14 protein-coding genes are annotated in these 21,213 nt (G+C 53.9%); all 14 read right to left on the bottom strand.

The annotated features are described in order from the left end of the window. Nucleotides 1–228: 228 nt before the first annotated feature. The 14 genes from IDH41_RS28175 to IDH41_RS28240 all read right to left on the bottom strand — a co-directional run bounded on the left by IDH41_RS28175 (nt 229) and on the right by IDH41_RS28240 (nt 21,198). On the bottom strand, nt 229–1,206 hold the full coding sequence (locus IDH41_RS28175; protein WP_190867168.1) for a LacI family DNA-binding transcriptional regulator: 978 nt from the start codon (nt 1,204–1,206) through the stop codon (nt 229–231). A 316-nt stretch (nt 1,207–1,522) separates the two neighbouring features. After that, a complete protein-coding gene (locus tag IDH41_RS28180; protein ID WP_190867239.1) occupies nt 1,523–4,915 on the bottom strand; it encodes a GH36-type glycosyl hydrolase domain-containing protein in 3,393 nt (1,130 codons plus the stop codon). Nucleotides 4,916–4,984: 69 nt separating this feature from the next. Further along, entirely contained in the window at nt 4,985–7,150 is a 2,166-nt protein-coding gene (locus IDH41_RS28185; RefSeq protein ID WP_317890832.1) for a glycoside hydrolase family 3 N-terminal domain-containing protein, read from the bottom strand. Nucleotides 7,151–7,192: 42 nt separating this feature from the next. Further along, a complete protein-coding gene (locus IDH41_RS28190; protein WP_190867171.1) occupies nt 7,193–8,599 on the bottom strand; it encodes a sulfatase family protein in 1,407 nt (468 codons plus the stop codon). A gap of 34 nt (nt 8,600–8,633) precedes the next feature. Beyond that, nucleotides 8,634–9,494, bottom strand: coding sequence for a carbohydrate ABC transporter permease (locus tag IDH41_RS28195; protein WP_190867173.1), 861 nt, complete (start codon nt 9,492–9,494; stop codon nt 8,634–8,636). An 18-nt stretch (nt 9,495–9,512) separates the two neighbouring features. Beyond that, nucleotides 9,513–10,403 carry a carbohydrate ABC transporter permease gene (locus IDH41_RS28200; RefSeq protein WP_190867175.1) on the bottom strand — a complete coding sequence of 297 codons (891 nt, stop codon included), beginning with the start codon at nt 10,401–10,403 and terminating at the stop codon, nt 9,513–9,515. A 134-nt stretch (nt 10,404–10,537) separates the two neighbouring features. Next, a complete protein-coding gene (locus IDH41_RS28205; protein ID WP_190867177.1) occupies nt 10,538–11,800 on the bottom strand; it encodes a sugar ABC transporter substrate-binding protein in 1,263 nt (420 codons plus the stop codon). A gap of 1,037 nt (nt 11,801–12,837) precedes the next feature. Beyond that, nucleotides 12,838–13,518: a DUF4405 domain-containing protein gene (locus IDH41_RS28210; RefSeq protein ID WP_190867178.1), complete on the bottom strand. Its 681-nt coding sequence runs from the start codon at nt 13,516–13,518 to the stop codon at nt 12,838–12,840. Next, nucleotides 13,515–15,770, bottom strand: coding sequence for a transglutaminase TgpA family protein (locus IDH41_RS28215; RefSeq protein WP_190867181.1), 2,256 nt, complete (start codon nt 15,768–15,770; stop codon nt 13,515–13,517). The genes IDH41_RS28210 and IDH41_RS28215 overlap by 4 nt, the downstream gene beginning before the upstream one ends. Next, entirely contained in the window at nt 15,767–16,990 is a 1,224-nt protein-coding gene (locus IDH41_RS28220) for a DUF58 domain-containing protein (protein WP_190867183.1), read from the bottom strand. Before IDH41_RS28220 ends, IDH41_RS28215 begins: the two co-directional genes overlap by 4 nt. Before the next feature lies 1 nt (nt 16,991). After that, nucleotides 16,992–17,951: an AAA family ATPase gene (locus IDH41_RS28225; RefSeq protein WP_190867184.1), complete on the bottom strand. Its 960-nt coding sequence runs from the start codon at nt 17,949–17,951 to the stop codon at nt 16,992–16,994. 27 nt (nt 17,952–17,978) lie between these two features. Further along, entirely contained in the window at nt 17,979–19,049 is a 1,071-nt protein-coding gene (locus IDH41_RS28230) for a PQQ-dependent sugar dehydrogenase (protein ID WP_223830140.1), read from the bottom strand. Nucleotides 19,050–19,051: 2 nt separating this feature from the next. Next, on the bottom strand, nt 19,052–20,521 hold the full coding sequence (locus tag IDH41_RS28235) for a sensor histidine kinase (RefSeq protein WP_223830141.1): 1,470 nt from the start codon (nt 20,519–20,521) through the stop codon (nt 19,052–19,054). Then, nucleotides 20,518–21,198 carry a response regulator transcription factor gene (locus IDH41_RS28240; protein ID WP_223830143.1) on the bottom strand — a complete coding sequence of 227 codons (681 nt, stop codon included), beginning with the start codon at nt 21,196–21,198 and terminating at the stop codon, nt 20,518–20,520. The genes IDH41_RS28235 and IDH41_RS28240 overlap by 4 nt, the downstream gene beginning before the upstream one ends. Nucleotides 21,199–21,213 lie beyond the last annotated feature (15 nt).

The following is a 21,213-nucleotide window of genomic DNA, read 5'->3' on the forward strand; positions in this document are numbered from 1 at the left end:
TGGAAAAATATTCAAAATTTCAGGGGATAAGTGTAGCGCCCACGATTTTTTATCCACAGTGTCAGGTTTGATGCATGGCTAGTGCAGTTTTTGAAATTAAAAAACAAGCCTAGAGGTGGGGGCGTTTGCGCTTCGCCCATTATTGACGAAGGGAAGGCAGAATTAACTCAAAAACCAGAAATGGCGATGCAGGGATGAGCTCCCTCAGCATCGCCATTCTTCTCAACACTAGCCGTTCGCCCGTCCAACCGAATCCCCTTCGACGAGCGAGACATAGATGCGCTCATGCTCGGCTGAGCTGCCGCCTTCGATCAGCTTGATCAGCTGCTCTGCGGCCACCGCGCCCCATCTCCGCTCGGAATAATCGATCGTGGCAAGGCGAGGCTGCACGTAATCGGCGATGTCGATATGGTCGAAGCCGACCACGTGGACATGCTCGCCGATCCGGAACGGCGTCCCCTTCAGCGCATGGTACATGCCGATCGCCATCTCGTCGTTAAGGCAGAATACGCCGACGGGGCCGTCGTATTCGGCTATGATCCGCCTTGCCGCCGCTGCGCCGCTCGCCTTGTCGAAGTTGCCCGGGAGCTCCTCGTACCGGATGCCCGGCCCTCCGCGCTCCACCGTCTGGCGCGCGGCCGCGAGCCGCTGCACGGAGTCGAACGAGCCTTCGGGTCCCGATACCGCGTACAGCTTCTTGTGCCCCCGGCGAAGCAAATACTCCATCGCGAACGTAGCGCCGGCTTTATTGTCCAGCAGCACCTGCACAATATTGTCATGCTTAAGCTTCCTGTCGAGCACGACGAGCTTGTGTCCCCGGTTCGCGTGCAGCAGCAGCTCCTTGTCGGAGAACAGCCGGTCGAGAATGATCGCGCCGTCCAGCATGCCTTCCGGCAGCATCCGATGCGACTGCGTTCCGCTGCAGATGACGAGGTCGTACCCGTGTTTGTTCATTTCTTCCTTCATGCCTTGAAGCAGCTCCCCGTAGAAAGCCCCTTCGAAGGTCGTCAGGAACGCGCCGATAATTCGCGTCTCCCGCTTCTTCAGCGTGCGGGCGGCCGCGTTCGGCACATAATTCAGTTCTTTGGCCACGGCGAGAATCCGCTTGCTCGTCTCTTCCGTCACCTTCGGATTTCCGTTGAGCGCGTAAGATACGGTCGAGATGGAAACCCCCGCGTGCTTGGCAATGTCCTTGATGCTTACCACAGCTATCGCTCCTATCGCTTGCTAACCGCGTTCATTCAAAGTGTAAACGGCCGGTGCTGCGGACGAACCGTTAGCTGCATCTATAGACAGCTCGGTTCTGTGCCGTCCTGGCGGAGCGGCGCACAGCATTTTCGACAATTCCATGTCCTGAATTATAACAGAAAGCGGGGCAATGGGGGTTACGGTCCGCCGGATTACTGCGATTTCGCATATCCTCTCAGAACCTTTGCCCCCGACTGCCCCACCGTTCCCGCTTAAGCCAACTCTACCCATCCGCGGATAGGAAGGAAACGCCGCACTCGTCTACGCGCAGCGCTTAAGCCATTACGATCGCGATTTCGTTCGTCCTATTCGCTGCGAGCAGCGCTTCTAGCTTCTCCCGCGCAATCCGCACGCCGCCGCGGCGGTAGCGGTTCGGCTGCTCGGCCGTCTCGACCGGCACTCCATTCACGGTCACGCTGCAGACCGATTCGCCGCCGACGGCATAACGGATCAGGATCGCCTTGCCCATCCAGCCGAAGCGGAAGCAGAGGCCGTCCAGATCGGCCGGCAATACCGGATCCAGCACGAGACCGCCGCCCTCCTGCCGAATGCCGAGCACGTTCGAGATCAGCTGGTTCATGTAGATGCCCGGACCGCTGGAATAGATACGCCAACCGCCTTTCACTTGCACTTCGCCTGCGCGCAGCTTGCCGAAGCCTTCCGCGGCTTCGTAACGATCGTCGAACTTGCCGTCGGAGCTGCTGAAGTAAGCGTTGCTCTGGCGAATATCCGCGTTCGGCACGACGTCTCGAATGCCGACCGGATTAATGGTCTCAAGCGCCTTCCACGTCTCCTCCGTCTTGCCCAGCTTGGCCATCGCCTCGATGAAGCGGATATGCGCATGGACATACTGCAGACCGATCTCGCGTCCGAAGTTGGCCGCCTGCTCGGCGCGCTTGAATCGCGTGCTGACGCCGCCCGCATAGTCGGCCGGACGGTTCATGAGACGCACCCCATCCGGACAGAGAAGCTCTTGCTTGATTAAGCGATAATGCGATTCCGCTTGCTCCTTGTCGAACAGCTCCCCGATCATGCTGCGCGTCATCGGCAGCAGCCGGTACCGGATGCCGGTCTTGTCATCGTCCGGATGCAGCATCAGGTCGATCGCGCCCGGCTCCTCCATATATGCGAAGCCGGACGTTACGCCGTCCTTCACGAGGTAACGGTTGAAGTCTTCCTCGATGCCTTCCGCCAGCTCGCCAAGCTCCGCGGCCAGAGCCGCCAGCTCGCCGCCTCGGCCTGCCAATGCGCGGGCCAGCTGCGTGAACGTCTGGAACGTCAGCGACACGGTCCAGCTGCTGATCATGAATTGCTTCAGCTTCGCGTTCGCAGGCTGCAGCGTATCGTCCCAGTCGCCGTCGCCGTACGACGACAGCCTTGTGCCGTGCAGGAAATGATCCTTCATATACTGAATTTCCTTGCGCGCGTGGTCGAGAACGGTATAGGTCTCCGCCGTCAGCTCTCCGCCATGTCCCGTATAAGGCACGCGCTCATCCAGCAAGGCGTAATCGCCGGTCATCCGCAAGTAATCGCCGAGCACCTTGAGCGGCCATACGATGACGTCGCCGTGGCTCTCTTCCTGTTGAATCCGGTAATACCGGTCGAACATGAACCATTGCGGCCAATTGCCCTCTTCGATGTATTGATGCGAATAGACGGTCTTCAAAATTTCCTTCACCTGGCCGAACTTGCCCATCGCCAGGAAGTATTCCGTCGGGCCTTGGCATACGTCGCGCGTGCCCCAAGCGGCGCCGCTATATTGCTCGAGACCATGCGGCACGGAATAATGGACGAGCATGTTGTGGGTGTACCACCATGCCAGCGCGTTAAATTTCTCCAGCTCCGTCTTCTTGTCCTTCGAGTCGTGCGACAGCCCGAAGCCGTTCATGACGCTAGCGAGGAAGTCGCGGTAAGCCTCGATATCGGCTTCCGCGGGACGCTCGCTCCGGCCGTTCGGGCCGCCTTGCTCCGCCGCCGCTCCCGGAGTCTTCTCAAGCCTGCCCTGAATCGTCAGCCGCCACTTGGCAGTCGGTTCAAGCTCCAGCACGACCAGGGACGCGGAGCCTGCCAGCGCGCCTGCCGCCAGCGCGGTCTCGTCCAGCACCTGCATGTCCGCGCCGCTGACGCCGAGCCGGAAGTGCAGTTCCGGATAAACGCTAGAGCTGAGCGATGCCGGATCCGCGCGGAAAATAAGCTCGCCGCCGTCTTCCCGCTCCATGCGGAACGGAAGCTCGTATTCCTTGTCGTTCATCGTGATTTGGTTCGTCACGAGGAAGCGGTACGTCTTGCCCTCGCGCGAGACCGCTTCGAGCGCGAGGTCCGGCGCGTCCGGCGATGTCCATGCCGTCACGCGCAAGAGGTCGCCATCTATTTTGTAATGCCAACGCGCATAATTGAAGCCAAGCTCGTACAGCGACGGCAGCGTCAGCAAGCGGTAACGGCCATCAATCTCCACATAAATCCGCTGGCCCGACGTCTTCAGCACATTCAGCGCATTGCGCGCGTTCGTCATCAGCTTGTTGAACGACGTGTTGCCCACCGTGATCTGCGAGTGGAAGAGGCCGTACATATAGTTCGTCGACGATACGACGCGATCGTTGATTCGCGCGTTGTCTCCGCTCATGACAATGTGGCCGTGCGGACGCTCCATGCGAAGCTCCTTCGCCTTCAGCACGACATGCTCGTACTTATCCGTGAAGAAGGACAACAGCTCGCCGCCTTCGCGTTCTTCCTGCAGGCGACCGGGGAACAGCGCTTCGATCTCCCGTTCCGTCATCCCATCCGCTTGCAGCGGCGGACCGAAGCGTTCGTTCCACGAGAGCGGCTCGCCTGCCGGGCGAAGCACGTCATCCTTCAATGCCTTGGCGCCTTCCCAAGCGTTCTCGATCTCGCCCGCGTATTCCAGCTCACCGATCGCTTCCGCATGGTCCGGCTTCAAGAGGCCGTAGAAGACGAAGGCCGTCTCCCCGCTTCCAAGCGTCGCCTTCTCCGACTGCAGCGCCGTGTACGCGAATTCGTACTGGTACACCTTGTTCGCCAGATGCTCGCGACCGAGCGCTTCCGGAACGTCCGTCTCCTTGTACGAGAGACCGAAGAACTGGAAGCCGTCCGTCGAATACCCCGCCGAACCCGTAAGCGAGCCTTGCTGCAAGTACGGGAAGCCAGTCGACATTGGCTGATTCTGTCGCGAGCAGACCGCGTAGCCCCTCTCTTCCGTCCGGAAAGCGGTATGACCGACATATTGGGACATGTACGCCTCGTTCGTCCGAACGGCGCCTTTGTCCGCAAGTCCCACATCCTGCCCGTACAACACGTCCGCTTCGACGCCTTCGCCGCTAAGCGCGACCTCCCAGAACCAGATCAGCCCGGGCATCAGCGTGAACGTCACGCGATACGAGACGCCCAGCGCCTCGCCCGTCCACCGGACGCGGCGGTCGGACGCGCTGACCTTGCTCCCCGAGCGCACGCCGAGCAGAGGCGCGGACTGGATTCGCCCGTCCTTGCGCACGCGCAAATACAGATTGTTCATTGATCCGTCCAGCGGATTCGACATGATCTGATTGACCATGAATCCCTCGTATCCGATCTCGCGAAGGTCGCCGCTGTTCAAGAACGTGAACGCGAGCCCGTCCGCCTGCACGGAAATCGTTTTATCCACCTGTTCCATACTCATTGCCGTGCTCCTTTCCCGCTTTCCTCTATCTACAATCTTCTATCCGTTATTTCTCTTATCCCATTAACCGGCCAACAGCTTGAACGAAAGCTCCTGCACGTCTCTGCTGTTCGGTCCGACCATGATCTTGAACCCGCCCGGATCGCTCTCGAACGACAGATCCGCGTGATGATACCGGAGCATCTCTTCCGTCACTTCGAACCTGACTTCCTTCGTCTCGCCCGGTTCGAGCGCCACCTTGCGGAACGCCTTCAGCTCGCGGAGCGGCCGGACGGTGTCGCCGGCGATGTCGCGCACATAGAGCTGCACCGTCTCCTCGCCTTGGCGAGCCCCTGCGTTCGTCACGCTGACCGTCAGCTGCAGGCTGCCGCCTGGGCGAAGCGAGACGGCCGACAGCTCAGCCGCGCCGTACCGGAACTCCGCATAGCTTAGTCCATAGCCGAACGGCAGCAGCGGCGCGTTCGGAATGTCCAGATATTGCGATTCGTAACGAACCGGCGCATCCGGAGAGCTTTGCGGACGACCCGTGTTGAACGAGTTGTAGTAGACCGGCACCTGGCCGACCGAATGCGGGAAGCTCATCGTCAGGCGTCCCGACGGATTGGCATCGCCATAGAGCAGCTCCGCAACCGCGGCGCCGCCTCTCGTTCCGGGATACCACGCCTCGAGCAAGGCGTCGGCTTCATCCAGCACGCCATGAAGGTCAAGGGGCCGTCCGTTGAACAGCACGACCGCTAGCGGCTTGCCCAGCTCGCGTACCCGCTGGATCAGCTCCAGCTGGCGGCCCGGCAAGCGAATGTTCGCGCGGCACCCCGCTTCGCCGCTCATCTCCGAGTCTTCGCCGAGCGCCAGCACGACTACATCGGCCGAACGCGCCGCGTCAAGCATCGCCGCAAGCTCCTCGTCCGTCATACGCTCCGCGCCGCAGCCCGCGACCGTAACTGCGGCCGAGCCTGCAATGGCGCGCATGCCGTCCGCCAGCGTAACGGCTTCCTCGCGCCTGCCCATGCACGACCATGGGCCAAGCAGATCGCTGCTGGCCGCGAACGGCCCGACAAGCGCGATCTTCGCAGCCTTCGCAAGCGGCAGCACGCCATTGTTCTTCAGCAGCACGCAGGACTTGAGCGCCGCTTCGTGCGCCGCCGCGAGATGCTCCTCGCTAAGCAGAATGTTCCGCTCCGCCGCCGGATCAGCGTACCGATGCGGCTTCTCGAACAGCCCAAGCTTGCGCTTGAGCTTCAAAATGCGCATTACCGCCTCGTCCACGAGCCGGACGTCCACCTCTCCGCTCTCGACCAGCTCCCGCAGATGATGCGGGTAACAAGGCGACATCATCTCGATGTCGACGCCGGCTTCGATCGCCTTGCGCGCGCATTCCCGCTCGTCCTCGGCCGCGCCGTGCGGAATCATCTCCTTCACCGCGCCCCAGTCGGAGATCAGCACGCCGTCGAAGCCCCACTCCCCGCGCAGCAGGTCGCGCATCAGCCTGCGGTTGCCCGTGGCCGGGATGCCGTCCACCGTATTGAAGGCCGTCATGACCATCTCGCAGCCCTCATCCAAAGCCGCCTTGTACGACGGCATGTAATACGCGCGGCGCATCCACTCCGACATATCGACGGTGTTGTAATCCCGGCCGCCCTCGGCCGCCCCGTACGCGGCAAAATGCTTGATGCACGCCGCGATCTTATACGGCTCCCCGGCAACGCCGCTGCCCTGGTAGCCGCGCACAAACGCCCGCGCGAATTGGCCGTTCAGCCACGGATCCTCGCCCGTCGACTCCATGACCCGGCCCCAGCGAGGGTCGCGCGTCAGATCCGCCATCGGCGAGAACGTCACGTGGATGCCGGCCGCCGCCGCTTCCTTCGCCGCGATCGCCGCCGTGCGCTGAGCCAGATCCAAATCCCAGGAGCTGCCGAGCGCGAGCGGCACCGGGAAGATCGTCCGGTAGCCGTGAATGACGTCGGCCATCATAAGCAGCGGTATGTTCAGCCGGTTATGGCGCAGATGCGCCTCCTGAATGGCGATCGCCTCTTCGGCGCCGCCGAGTCCGAGCACAGAGCCCGTCCGGCGCACATTGTCCTCCGTAATGCCCAGCCCCGCAAGCGGCCCCGTGATTTGACCGGCGCTGTTCGCCCCTTCGTAGAAAGCCGGAGCAAGCTGCAGCAGCTGATCGACCTTCTCCTCCAGCGTCATTTCGTCAAGCAGTCGTTGCAATTCCGTATCGTTCACGCGTTACTCCTCCATGCTTCCGCCGGAAGTCCGTCCGGACCTCTAGTGGATATATTCGTCCTGCACCTCGTCCATCAGCTTCTCCAGCCGCTTCGTCAATTCGGCTACTCGTTCGGCGTATGCCGGGTCGGCGTAAACGTTGTTCAGCTCGTACGGGTCGGCCTCCAGATCGAAGCATTCCCATTCCGGCGGACGGTCCTCGTCTCGGGAATCCGTCGTGCCGAGCGCTTGCGCGTAGTAATAAATGAGCTTGTACCGATGCGTGCGGATGCCGTAATGCGAATACACCTCGTGACAGCCGTCCAGATGCATCCAATACCGGTACGCCATCGCCGTCCGCCAGCCCTCCGGCGTCACGCCGTTCAGGAGCGGCCGGATGCTGACGCCCTGCATCCGTTCGTGAACCGGCAGCCCCGCGTATTCCAGGAACGTCGGCGCGAAATCCGTGTTCAGAATCATCGCATCGGCGGCGCTGCCCGGCTTGATCTCCCTCGGATAACGAATCAGGAACGGCATGCGGAGCGACTCCTCGTACATAAACCGCTTGTCGAACCAGCCGTGATCGCCCAGGAAGAAGCCTTGATCGGACGTATAGATGACGATCGTATCCTCGGCCAGCCCCTTCTCGTCCAGGTAGTCCAGCATGCGGCCCACGTTGTCGTCGATGGAAGCGATGCAGCGCAAATAATCTTTGATGTAGCGCTGGTATTTCCATTTGCGCACCTCTTCCGGCGTCAAGCCTTCCGGCGGAGGTCCTTTCGTATCGAGATCGTTCAAATCGTCAATGCGCATCTTCGCCTGAACGGCCGCCTGCGAACGGGTTGCATAATCGTCGTTGAACGTTACCGGCTCCGGTATGTCGATATCCTCGTATAAGTGCATATGCTTCTCGTCCGGTTCCCAGTGGCGATGCGGCGCCTTATGATGGCACATGAGCATGAACGGCCGCTCGGGATCGCGCTTGTCGATCCAGTCGAGCGACTTGTCCGTAATGATGTCCGTCACATAACCTTCGAACTTCTTCCTCGTGCCCATCTCAAAAAAGTCCGGATCGCGGTAATCGCCCTGATCCGGCAGCACGCTCCAATAATCGAAGCCCGTCGGATCGTGATGGCCGCCATGGCCGAGATGCCATTTGCCGATCATCGCCGTCTGGTAGCCGTCCGCCTGCAGCAGCTTGGGGAACGTCACCTGGCGTCCGTCCAGGTCGTCGCCGAGCGTCTTGACCCCGTTAATATGGTTGTACGTGCCGGTCAGAATCGTCGCGCGGCTGGGCGCGCAGATGGAATTCGTGCAGAAGCAGTTGTCGAAGCGCATGCCCTCGTTCGCGAGCCGGTCGAGATTCGGCGTCTCGTTAATGCGGCTGCCGTAGGCGCCGATCGCGTGCGAGGCATGGTCGTCCGACATAATGAATAGAATGTTAGGCCGTTTTTCCTTGGAAGCCGACATGATCTTTACCTTCTTTCCCCATTTATTAGACTTGCTATTTCATACCGGAGATGCTGAAGTTCTCGATGATGTGCTTCTGGAAGTAGGTGAACAGTACGATAACCGGTGCGACCATGAAGGTTGCTCCTGCCATCTGCAGGCCGAAATTCGCGGCGTATTGCCCCTTGAGCAAGGACAATCCGACCGACAACGTGTACAATCCCTCGTCGTTCGCAATAATGAGCGGCCAGAGGAAGCTGTTCCAGCCGGCGATGAACGTCAGAATCGCTTGTACGGCGAGGATCGGCTTCGAGATCGGCAGCGCGATCTGCAGGAAAATCCGGTATTCGCTTGCGCCGTCGAGGCGCGTCGCCTCCAGCAGCTCCGTCGGAATCGTCGACATGAACTGGCGGAACAGGAAGATCGCGAAGGCGCCGACAAGTCCGGGCAGCACGATGCCTGTCATCGTATTGGTCAGACCGAGCGAGTTGAGGATCAGGTAGACCGGAATCATCGTCACCTGGCTCGGAATCATCATAGTCGCCAGGACGAGCACGAACAGCGCGTTCCGGCCTTTAAAATCGTATTTGGCGAAGCCGAAGCCGGCGATCGCGTTCAGCAGCAGGCCGACGAACGAGAAGGCGACGATGATCAGCGTATTTTTGAGATAGACGCCGAAATTCATATTTTCGAACAAATACGCGAAATTGTGCATGGTGAAATTTTCCGGCCATAAAGTCGGCGGAATTTGGACGATTTCGGCCTCCGGCTTGAAGGAGGACATGATCATCCAGAAGAACGGCAGCAGGAAGAACAGGCCGCCGATCGTCAGCACGATACCGGAAATCCATTGGAACCCACGGCCGCCTTCGCGCTCGCGCGAGCGCTTCCGTTTGCCTGCGGTAGTTGAACTCATCGTAATCTCTCCCTTGCCTTAAGTCATGTCCGACTCGTTCTTCTGCACCCTTAGCTGAACGAGCGTGACGGCGATAATGCAGACGAACAGAACGAAAGAGCCGGCAGCCGCATAACCGAAATTGTTGAATTGGAATCCGTTCTGATAGATGAAGAGCGAAACGGACAGCGTGCCGTCGAGAGGGCCGCCGTCGGTCATGACGAACGGTTCCTCGAAGAACTGCAGCCAGCCGATCATCGTCGTGATCGAGACGAAGAAGATGGCGAAGCGCAGCATCGGAATCGTGATCAACGTCACCTGCTGCCACGTGTTCGCCCCGTCAAGCTGAGCGGCTTCGTAATAGGACTTCGGAATGCCTTGCAGCGCCGCAATGAAGATGATCATGTTGAGGCCGATCGCCTTCCATAGCGCGAGCAGGATCAGGGACAGCTTGGCGACCGTCGGTTCCGTAAGCCACGGCACGTCGGGCAGACCGACCGAATTCAGCATGTAGTTGAACAGGCCGAGCGCCGGATTATAGAGATAACTCCAAACGACCGCGACAGCGACGATGTTGGTCACGGAAGGGAGGTAGTAGACGACCCGGAACGCTTTGAAGATGCGGGACGTGCCCAGGTTGATCAACAAAGCGATAGTCAGTGAAAATAAAATGACAAGCGGCACGCCGATGACGACGTAGAACAGCGTATTCAGAATCGCCTTCAGGAAGACGGGATCTTTGATAACTTCGACGTAATTGTCGAATCCGATAAATCCGACCCGGTCGAAGTTCGCCAGCCCGCCCAGATCCATGTCCGTGAAGCTGATCACGAGCGCGACCGCGATCGGAAAGATGGAGAACAAGGTAAGCAGCAGCAAGGTTGGCGCGATAAAGATATAGGGAGCTTGCTTATTCAGAAAACTCTTCATCAGGAACGGTCACTTCCTTCTTTCATGCCGTGGCAAATATGGGAGCGGGCCGGCCTGTGCAGCCGGCCCGCTTCGTACGTTGACGGCGGCCGCGGCTTAAAGCCGCGAACGCCGTCATGCTAAGCTGGTCAATCTTATTTCATGAATTTGACGGCGTCCGCATTGAAAGCTTCAAGCTCTTTCTTCACGTCCGCGTTGTTGCGGTAGATGACTTCGAAGTGCTTCACGTAGCTTTGGCTGATTTGCGACCAAGCCGTAATGACCGGCATCGGAACCGCGGCGTTCAGCTGCTCGCCGATGACTTTGTAGAAGTCGTTGTTTTTGAGCGAATCGTCTTCCCAAGCAGCCGTTGCGGCAGGCAAGGAGCTCGTGTATTCCATCCACTTCAGCTGCGTTTCGGCTTTGCTCATGAAAGCAACGAATTTCGCCGCGGCGTCTTTGTTTTTCGAATATTCGAAGATCGACAGGTTGGAGCCGCCGAGCAACGAAGTGTTGTTTTCTTTCTTAGGAAGAACGGCCATGGACCATTTGCCGTCGATGTCGGCCGCTTGGTCTTGAATCAGCTTAATCATCCAAGGGCCGCTGATGAACATCGGCAGGATGCCTTCCTTGAACGCCGGGATGATGTCGAGACCGAGATCCTTCGGCGCGGAGCCGTTCTGGTAGAAGCTGTTGATGTATTCGACCGCTTCGACGAACTTGTCGCTCGCGAAGTCAGGCTGGCCGTCCGCCGTGAACCATTCCGCGCCGTTCTGGCGGGCGAACATGAAGCCCAAGGATTGTTCCTTCGGATCGATGCTGATGCCGTACTTGCCGTCGCCGCGAGCCGCAAGCTTCTGCGCCGCATCGGACAGCTCTTCCCAATTTTGCGGCGCTTGGTCGTAGCCGACTTCCTTCAGAAGGTCGGTACGGTAGTACAGAACGCGAGTCTCGACGTACCATGGCGTGCTGACGTATTGGTCTTCGTACGTTCCCGCTTCGACGGCGCCCGCGTAGAAGTTTTCCTGCTTCAGCTCCGGATATTGCTCGGCGTAAGGAGCCAGATCGGCGAGAGCGCCTGCGTCCGCGAATTCCGGAATCCAGGACGAACCCATCTGAACGACGTCAGGACCTTTTTTGGAAGCGATCGCCGTCAGCAGCTTCTCGTGTCCTTGATCCCAAGGCAGCGCCTGCACGTTGATCGTAATGTTCGGATTTTCTTTCGTGAACTCCTCTGCGAGTTTCGGCAGCGTCTTCGCTTCTTCGCCCATGCCCCAGACGCTCAGCGTCACTTTCTCGTCGGCCGCGCCGCCGTTGCCGCCATTAGCGCCGCCCTCCGCATTGTTGTTTGCTCCGCAGCCCGCCAGCAAGCCGGCGCCAAGAGCGACAGTCGTCATTAATGCCATCGTCTTTTTCATTCTCGCAATCCCCTCTCGATCAGTCGTAGTTGTTGGTTTCAGAAGCCGCTTTCCCCGCCTGGAACGGAATGCAGTCATTCCGTCCAGGCTCCCCTTCGAATCGTCCGCTTGGATCAGCATCCGGACATGCGCCGTCTTAAGTTAGAATGTCCCGAGATTCCCATTTCATTACATGAGACCGGAAGGCTCGTTTGCCGATCGCTCGAAACGTTTCGAAAAACACTAAAATTTACTGAGTTCGTTTATTCATTACTTGCAAAACTTGTGATTTACGTGCAAAACATAAAATTGAAACGTTTCGATTACGATTATAGACGATACTGTAATCGTATTCAAGTAGAAATTGTCCTTGAATCGAAACGTTTTTATTTATTCGCCGTCAAAAGCTTGCCGCGCTTGCTTACATTTTGTTTTCACAAAACAGATTCACAAAACGAAGGCATCTTGGATCGAAACCAAGATGCCTTCTGTCCAATTATTCTCTTGTCATCGGAAATCCTTCCCTGATTTTATACACCCCCATCAATTATCACTTTAAAGATCACCTTTATATCTTGGTCAAACATGGGGTAATATACGTATTGACTGCCGAGTACCCGATACGAAGGGCCGATCATGAATGAAGTACTTCTCGCGGTTGCTAGTGCGAATGCGATAATCAACTGCCCTGCTGCAGATACGGACCGATCATCGTTTGCTTTAAGGCTTCCATATCCATAACATCGCCTGAGGCGCGGTTTTGAAATATCTCATTTGTTCATTTTCTATTTGGTCAAGTTTTGCTTTGTCGGTAACCGCCCAAGTGAACAAGTACATAATTTTCATCTAGAATGTTTTTCTAATGCTTCCGTATCTTTAGCAACCATTGCCTCATCGATTCGTTGATAAACCGCTAAAATTTGTTGTTGATCAAAATTCATGGATGTTCACGCAGACTCCTTTTCGATCAACCATATTCTGCCTCACCATTACTTCTTTTATCTCGAATTGGGGATTATCATCAGCAAATCATTAATCCTCTGCTGTTCTGTTGCATTTCATACGGGATTCCTCCTCTGCTTTTGAACAAATTTCAGAACGTAATGCGTCCCGCATATATAGATTCCCATAACAGACAGGTAATCCATTAAAAAACTCATACTGGATTCATTGAAGTTCCAAGACCCAAAAGGATCATATACGAGCAGCTTCGAGCCTAGATTTCTTTCAATTGAGGTCTGGACTCCATATACAACAATCAAGATTGCCACTACACGCAACAAAAAGGTTCGGACCCTGCTGGGATTGGTAATTCCCGTCAATCTACGCATGGCATTTATAATCGTTCCCCAAGACATTCCTACATGAATGGCCATTAGAATAAAACCCCAATAGGAAGTCATAACATGAAACTGCATGAAAATCATGTCATGGTTCATTGGTATAAATGAGAGCACTTCACGGGAGATCGGTATGGAACTGATCATCACGGCGGCCATAGCTACAAGAAACAATAGATTGACTGTTATGCTAAGAATACGCCGAATATGGAATGTTCCCTTAAACATCGTCTTATACCAGCGACGGTTTAATAGGTTGTGGGCAATAAATAATACCAGCAGGATACTCCCAACCACTTCATGGACTAGAATTCCGGTTATATGATAAGCCATGGCCACTAGCATCAGAATCGTCATAGTAATATCAATGCTCAGCTTGAGTATCATGCCTCGATTCAATCCGTCCTCCCCTTTCTAAAACGCTGCAAGGTTCCCTTCATCTCCTGTCGAAGTTGTTGCAACCTTAATGAAAGCGACGTCAGCTCCTCGCCGCTAATGCTCGAACCGCTATATTTTGCTTTTTCAAAGATCACCAAAATCGTTTCCAAGTCTTCGCTCCCTGCTTGATTATCGGAGTCGAACCATCTCTGTAACACTTCCCGCGCAGTTTCATGCTTCACGCGGATATAGCCTTTCCTTTTCGCATATTGGAGAAATCTCTCGAATTCTGAAACGGCTTGCTGGTTCATATCCAACTGCCGGTGTGTCGGCCAAAGTAAGCGGAATCTCCATACTAAAAAAAGCAATGCTGCTATAAAAGCGATTCCGATTCCCCACCACAACGAGCGTGGTAAGCTGTCATTTTCAGACGCTTGCCTCATTTCTTCAATCTCCATATCTGGCAAGGTTTCCATCTCATCATTTACTTCTTCCTCAACAGGAGGCTCTGGTATCAGTTCTGCAATCGACGCGTCATCAGGCATGTAAACTGGAAGCTCATAGCTGGCCGTTGGCTCGAATGGTATCCAACCAAATCCAGTAAAATAGATTTCGACCCACGAGTGAGCGTCTGAATTCCGGACCGTATACACACCCTCGCTACTCGCTTCTCCTGTCGTAAATCCTTTTACCCAGCGAGCAGGAATACCAATGGAACGCGCCATCACAACCATCGCCGTAGAATAGTAGTCACAATAGCCTTCTTGGATTTCAAACAAGAAGCGGTCTACGAAATCCGGGCTCTGCCCTTTGCTCAAATCAGGTGTGTTGGTGTAAGGGTACGTACTGGACAAGTACCGCTCGATCAACTTCGCTTTGTCGTAATGATTTGTCCCAGTCTCCGTCACTTGAATGGCCAGTTCCGTAACACGGTTCGGGAGCGACTCCGGGAGTACCAAGTATTCGTCCAGGCCTGCTTCTAAGGGTAACTCGGCTGCCGAATTGCGAAGCTCCGATTCGTTAAAGACCGGTACCTGCGATGTTATCGAATACGAATCCGGGTACGATTGCCGGCCATTGTCAGTCCATCTTAACTCCGACACCTGCGGCAACCATTGCAACGGTGAAAAATCCGTGTCTGTACCTCCATTAGTTATTCCCTGTAACTTGTCGATCGCGTACGCACCGAACAGTACCGGATACTCCTCTTCTGCCCCCTCAAGCATAGTAATTGTCTGAGTTACTTCAATCGTCCTCAAATTTGTTGAAGCAGTGATCGGGTCATTCGTTAACGCAGTATTCGGCAAGACGGACGTTTGCAGCATCCTCCGGTCGGCCTCGCTTTCAGCCCATCCGTTTCCGGTATAAATCGTGCGGGTTTCGCCGCGCCAATAACTAGGAAGAGTAGTGGCAGCCGTCATAACCGGTGTCTCATCGAAGAAAAGCTGGCCTCCGAGCGAAGAATCGTCGAGACTATAACCTGACATTGTTACCGCTCCTAGCGAAATTGACCCTCCCTCAACATTACCTGATATCGCCGATTGATTACCTTGCATGTTCTTCCACATGGTATAAGGATCAGTCAGCACCGCACGAACGTCCGGAGCAAAGATTCCAGTTAAAACGACGAACGATAAGAGGAGTGCGCCTGATAGAGCGATGAATGGTGAGATCTTGGATAACTGCTGTAAACCATTAGGATTACTCTTATTCAGTTCCGTGAAATGGCGTATCGTTAATAAGAATAGTCCGCAGGCGATGGCTGCCGCCGTCTGCATCCACAGGTCGATTGGACTGAAAGAATCGCGAATGGCAAACGCAGTAACCGTCGCTACAAGCATAAACATGATGTTCTTTTTGGACTGCATCAGCTTTATGACAATCAGTGTAATAAGCCAAGCCGCCAATGCGAACCATACGAACGGTACGAATTGAATGAAAATATCACGCAAATAATTGCTCACTTCACTGAGATTCGAAACGTCGCGACGGATTGGTTCATTAATTACCATAGCTCCTGTTGCCAACAGGAGAGCCGTAAGCTGTATGAACCATCGCAGCGATTGATGTAGTCGGAGAATCCATTCAATGACAACCGTAACAACAATAGTTACCTCCACGACTGCAACTGTTGCTGGCAGCCAGCCTTCCCCTTCTTGCTGAATCCAGTATACGTACTGCAGAAGGAACAGTCCTGTCAATGTAATCGAAAAACGCTCGTACCAGTCTCGTAGAAGTCCCATTTGCAGCTTTCTTTGTATTTGCGTTTTCATTTCATGACGCCCCCTAACTTAAGAGAAAGCTCGTCAAGGGACGTTATTTCGTAACCCAAAATGCGGGCTGTTTGCAAATGCCGTTTCCAGTGCTCTTGTTCAGTCTTTGGCACCCCAGCAGCAACCCACATATGACAAGTCTTCATCCTGCGTTGTTCGAGCCAGGCTAGAGTCTGAGACAGTGCATGTCCGTATTGAGGCGAGACGACGACCAGAAAGCTGCCAGGAGTGAATAGCCGCACACGCTCCCGCAGCATATCCAGCAGGAAATCCACACCGTCCGGTTCAGTATCTATCAAATGGTTCATTATGGCATTCTGCTGAATTGCGCCAGACTGTTCAAAATACGTTGTATTTTTTCCAGCCGATACTAATTCAATCGCCAATTCACGGCTAGCTGCATATTCAAGAATGGAAGCCGTAATGGAGACAGCCATCTCATAATGATCATTGTTATCGTAAGCCTGTATGCTCCTGTCAAGAATAATTACGATCTTAGGGGCAGCCTCCCTCTCGTATTCTTTCGACTTCCAAGTGCCCGTTTTGGCAGTAGCTCGCCAATGAATCCGGGATAACCGATCACCGTTGATGTAATCTCGAACGCCGCTTAGTTGCGTCGATTCCCGGTGAGACCTTGTCTTTGCGGTCTGGAATTGACCTCCCGGCAACCTCTGATGCAGCTCCTTCCATTCCCTAATCCTTGTCCTTTGCGGCTGTACTTTAAAGTCGTAAGGCAGTCGGAGATGCCCTTTGTGCTGGAACAAACCAAAGATGTCCTCGGTTGAGCAGTCGGTAACTTCAAAACGGTATATTCCTCTGCGCAGCGGAGGTGTCAGGCAGGACACTTCAGCTCGTCGCTTCCAATCCGGGATGAGAAAGGTTTCCAACACATGCTCCTCGCGGCCTTGGCGGAACAGTCTTTCTTTAACCTTGACATAAGGAATAGGCCATAAGCCGGGAATGTGCACTTGAATATTCACGGAAACTGAAGTACCAGCCTCGATTGCCGCACCGTATTCCGTGTCAGGGATTGAAAGTAAGACGCGCGCTCTGGATATCCCGCTCCAGCGTCCTAACATCAAGTAAATACATAACGAACCAACGATCGTAAATACCATGAAAGCCAGCTTACCGCCTTGAAACAGTAAAAAAAACAAACTAGCGGTAAACAAAAATGCGATCCCCAAAATGCGCGCCGTAAGTGATGTAAACATGCCCATACTATTTACCCATACCAACTGGTACCTGAACTTGTTCGTACACCGTTTCAAACACGGAATCTAGCGTATTTCCGTTGAGTCTTCCTTCGGGCTTCAAAATAATTCTATGCCCTAGTACAAAGGGAGCCAAATACTTAATGTCATCCGGAATGACGTAATTTCGATTCCTTAAGTACGCCAGTGCTTTCGCAGCTTGCAGCATGGCGATCGAAGCACGCGGGCTGGCTCCCAGGAAAACGGAGGAATGTTCGCGAGTTCTTCTCGTGATCGAGACGATATAGTCAATGACCGTCTCATCAACGTACACCCGCAATACACGCTCTTGGATTTGCATCAGACGCTCGACGGTCGCGACAGGCTCGATCCGGTCAATTGGATGTCCGCTCTCTTGAGAAAACAGGATCCGCTTTTCCGACTCTTGATCCGGGTAGCCAAGATTAAACTTCATCATGAACCGGTCCAATTGTGCCTCAGGCAAGACATACGTGCCCTCGAAATCGATCGGATTTTGCGTAGCCAGCAGAAGAAAGGGCTTCGGCAGCGGATAACAATCGCCGTCCACGCTCACTTGGCGTTCCTCCATTGCCTCAAGCAGGGCAGACTGCGTTTTCGTTGATGCCCGGTTAATCTCGTCGACAAGAACAATGTTGCTGAATATCGGTCCTGGCCGAAATAGGAACGTTTCTTGTTTCGGATGATAAATAGCACCCCCGGTAACATCCGTTGGAAGCAAGTCGGGATTGCATTGGATACGTCGGAACTGGCCTCGCAACGATTGAGCCAGCGCTTTGATCAGAACCGTCTTACCGGTTCCAGGCACATCTTCCAGAAGAACGTGTCCGCCCGCAAGCGCGGCGGTCAATAACAGCTCGACCTCCGTTTTTTTGCCGAGAATGCAGCATTCCAAATTAGATTTGATTTGATTTAATAGGTCTATATCTTCTGTAAACGCAGCATTCATCTTTTCTATTCCTCCTGTTGGAATAACTCAGCTCGATAGCTTGATTTTGTACAATTTATCGTCGTTCTCCTGAAGTTGGCCGCGGCCGTCTGTATTATTGCTAATGAAATAGAGGATGCCATCTTCAACGAACACATCACGAATTCTGCCGAGACCGCTAACGATCTCGTGTCGTTCACCCGTCTCTAGATCAAACTGAATAACTGCCGATCCCCTTAATGCAGCGACGTACAGCATGTTGTCGGAATACGCTAATCCGGAAGGCGCCCACGTCTCGTCACTGCCGGACGTAAACAATGGGGATACCATATCTTCCTGTTGCTCATCCCCCTCGATGATTGGCCAACCATAATTTTGCGCAGCCTCAATCAGATTCACTTCATCGTTGGCTCTATTGCCGTGCTCGGTTGCATAGAACGAACCATCTGGCGACCAGTCCATCCCTTGAGGATTACGGTGTCCATAACTATAGACATAGGAATTTGGAAATGGATTGTCGCTCGGGATGGAGCCATCGAGATTCATTCTTAAAATTTTCCCGCCTAGCAGATTGGCATTTTGAGCATTAGCGGATTCAAAAGCGTCACCGACTGTCGCATAGAGCATTCCGTCAGGCCCGATTTCTAGTCTTCCGCCGTTATGGTAGACACCGCTTAAGATGCGATCCAGAAGCACACTTTCCTCCTTCCAAACGTTAGCATCTAATCGAAGAGTTACAATCCGGTTATATTGTCCGGGGCTCTCTTCGTAGGTGTAATAGGCGTAAGCCAGATTCGAAACCGGAAAATCGGGAGCAAGCACAAACCCGAACAGACCCGTCTCCGAGGCAGACGTAAGCGGCTTTTCAAGCTCTACGCGTTGCCGCTCTGCCAGTCCGTTTTCGATCTTAACGATACTCCCTTTTTTTTCGGTTAAATAGATAATGTCTCCGTATTTTGCAATCGACCAAGGCAATTCGAGATGTTCCGCAATGACTTCATGTCCTATCACGGGCTGGACTTGCGCTTCGTTTTCACGTTCGTAAGACAATCTCTCCTGAGCCGAACATCCAGAGAGCAATAATGCTATTGCTATACCTTTCACGATGAAGGATTTCAAGTTCAACCACCTCCCCTGGGCAAACAAACACGGAATAATGCACCCTTCTCTTCCCTGCTTTCAACTTCAATTCGGCCGCCGTGCTGTTCTATGATCGATTTTGTAATGGCCAAACCTAAACCGGCTCCTCCGTATTTTCTTGCCCGTGACGGTTCAGCGCGGTAAAAGCGTTCAAATATATGTTGAATATGAATCTCTTTAATTCCGACACCATTATCTTGAATTGTAAGCTTGATTTCTCTTTCGTCACCATCAAGATCGATAAGGATAACTCCTTTCTCCGGATCCGTGTGTTGAACGGCATTTTGAAATAAATTAAGCAGCACTTGTTTCATTTTATCCGGATCAAAATCCATACAAGGATCTTCGTTCAAATCGACTCGAATCCGCCGCGCACCTGCAATCATTCGCAAATGCGGCTCCAATTGTCTGATAAGATCGCCAAGGCGGCCTCGGGTCAAGCGAACCTCCAGACTGCGATCCATTCTTGCTAAGGTTAATAGGTCACCTACCAGCTTGTTCAGCCTCTCCGATTCGCTATACATACTGACCAATGCCAACCGCAGCTGGTCGGGATGCTCCGCTCCCCCCTCCAGAAGCACTTCCAGAAACCCATGAATGGAGGTCAACGGAGTACGAAGCTCGTGAGACGCATCTGCGATAAAACGGCGCATCTGCTTATGCGCTTCCTTTTCAGCGGTGAAGGAGGTTTCAATTCGCTCCAGCATTCCGTTAAAGGCAACAGCGAGACGGTCAACTTCTACCGTTCCCTGCTTGATGGGTAAACGCTCACTCAGATTGTTGCTGTGAATTCGTTCTACGGTAGTTACGATCCTAAACAAGGGTATTATAGTTCTCCGCAGTACGGGGCTAAAGGTAAGCTTCCCGACGATAAGTGCCAGTATTGAACCGATGACATAGAATAAGAACATGTCCTTCTGATAGTCACGTGTTTCAGTCAAATCGACAATCGATTGAATGATGAACTGATCTTCGTCCGACTTGCCGACCCGCTGGCAAATGACCATTTGAACATTGTCAAGCTCGTCCCGGATCACCTTATATCCGCTGCTTAAGCTCCCAGACTCGAATATGGACCGATATTCCTCCAGAGGCAGCCGAGGCACTGGCAATGAGTAGTGGGGATCGACGTATATCTCCGATACGTTGCCGTTATATTCGATTAACGCAATCGACTGTGCACTGCTCAGAAGCGAATTCATTGCAGGCACATGGTCCGACTTCTCTAAACGGTCTTCCTGCCATCGCTCCCATACATCGGATGGGACGGATAGGATTAAATTGTGAATAGCCCTCTCCTTCTTGTTATATAAAAAGTGTTGCATAGTAAAATATTGAAATACCCCAATCAGGATAAAGAGTCCAGCCATAATTAAGATGGAACGGGAGAGCAGCTGGAAGCCGAGTGAATGGGGTTCGATGCGACGGGATAAGCGAACCAGCCGCTTCATTTAAGGATCAACCGGTAACCCGAACCCCGGAGCGTTCGAATTAATTGACGCGAGTGATCTTCCAGCTTTTCCCTCAACGATCGGATATAGACTTCCACTACATTTTCGTCACCGGTGAAATTATTTCCCCAAACAGCATCCAGAATCGAATTTTTGCTCATGACAAAATCATGGTTCATGACAAGAAATTTCAACAGCTCGTATTCTGTCCGTGAAAGTTCCAGCAGATCATCCTTATAGTGGATTTCTCTACGAGCGTCGTCAATTCGGAAGGGTCCCTGAACCACTTGACCAAGCAATTCTGGAAACAAGTTGCGTACCCGGGCATGAATTCGCGCGATCAACTCCTTTAAGCTGAAAGGTTTAATCATGTAATCGTCGGCGCCCAGATTCAGCGCTTTCACACGATCGTCAATTTCTTCTTTTGCCGTGAGCATGATGATCCCCATTTTATCCATCTTCTTGAGCAAATTGCACACCTCGAATCCGTCCAGCCCCGGCATCATGATGTCGAGAACCACAACATGCGGAAGAAACTCCTTCGCCTGAACGACCGCATCAAATCCATCCTGAGCAGACCGAACTTTGAAACCTCCATTTTGAAGCCCCAACTCCAGAAAACTCACAATATTTGGTTCGTCATCGACTACCAACACCCGAACTTGACCTGGCTGCAGCAAAAACAATCACCT

Origin of the sequence: Paenibacillus arenilitoris, from assembly GCF_014705655.1 — a bacterium.
GTDB lineage: Bacteria > Bacillota > Bacilli > Paenibacillales > Paenibacillaceae > Pristimantibacillus > Pristimantibacillus arenilitoris.

Bases quoted from the DNA above. Each gene is read 5' to 3' on its own strand.
- IDH41_RS28215 (WP_190867181.1), bottom strand. From the start codon at position 15,770: ATGAAAACGCAAATACAAAGAAAGCTGCAAATGGGACTTCTACGAGAC.
- IDH41_RS28180 (WP_190867239.1), bottom strand. From the start codon at position 4,915: ATGGAACAGGTGGATAAAACGATTTCCGTGCAGGCGGACGGGCTCGCG.
- IDH41_RS28200 (WP_190867175.1), bottom strand. From the start codon at position 10,403: ATGAAGAGTTTTCTGAATAAGCAAGCTCCCTATATCTTTATCGCGCCA.
- IDH41_RS28205 (WP_190867177.1), bottom strand. From the start codon at position 11,800: ATGAAAAAGACGATGGCATTAATGACGACTGTCGCTCTTGGCGCCGGC.
- IDH41_RS28220 (WP_190867183.1), bottom strand. From the start codon at position 16,990: ATGGGCATGTTTACATCACTTACGGCGCGCATTTTGGGGATCGCATTT.
- IDH41_RS28225 (WP_190867184.1), bottom strand. From the start codon at position 17,951: ATGAATGCTGCGTTTACAGAAGATATAGACCTATTAAATCAAATCAAA.
- IDH41_RS28190 (WP_190867171.1), bottom strand. From the start codon at position 8,599: ATGTCGGCTTCCAAGGAAAAACGGCCTAACATTCTATTCATTATGTCG.
- IDH41_RS28195 (WP_190867173.1), bottom strand. From the start codon at position 9,494: ATGAGTTCAACTACCGCAGGCAAACGGAAGCGCTCGCGCGAGCGCGAA.
- IDH41_RS28235 (WP_223830141.1), bottom strand. From the start codon at position 20,521: ATGAAGCGGCTGGTTCGCTTATCCCGTCGCATCGAACCCCATTCACTC.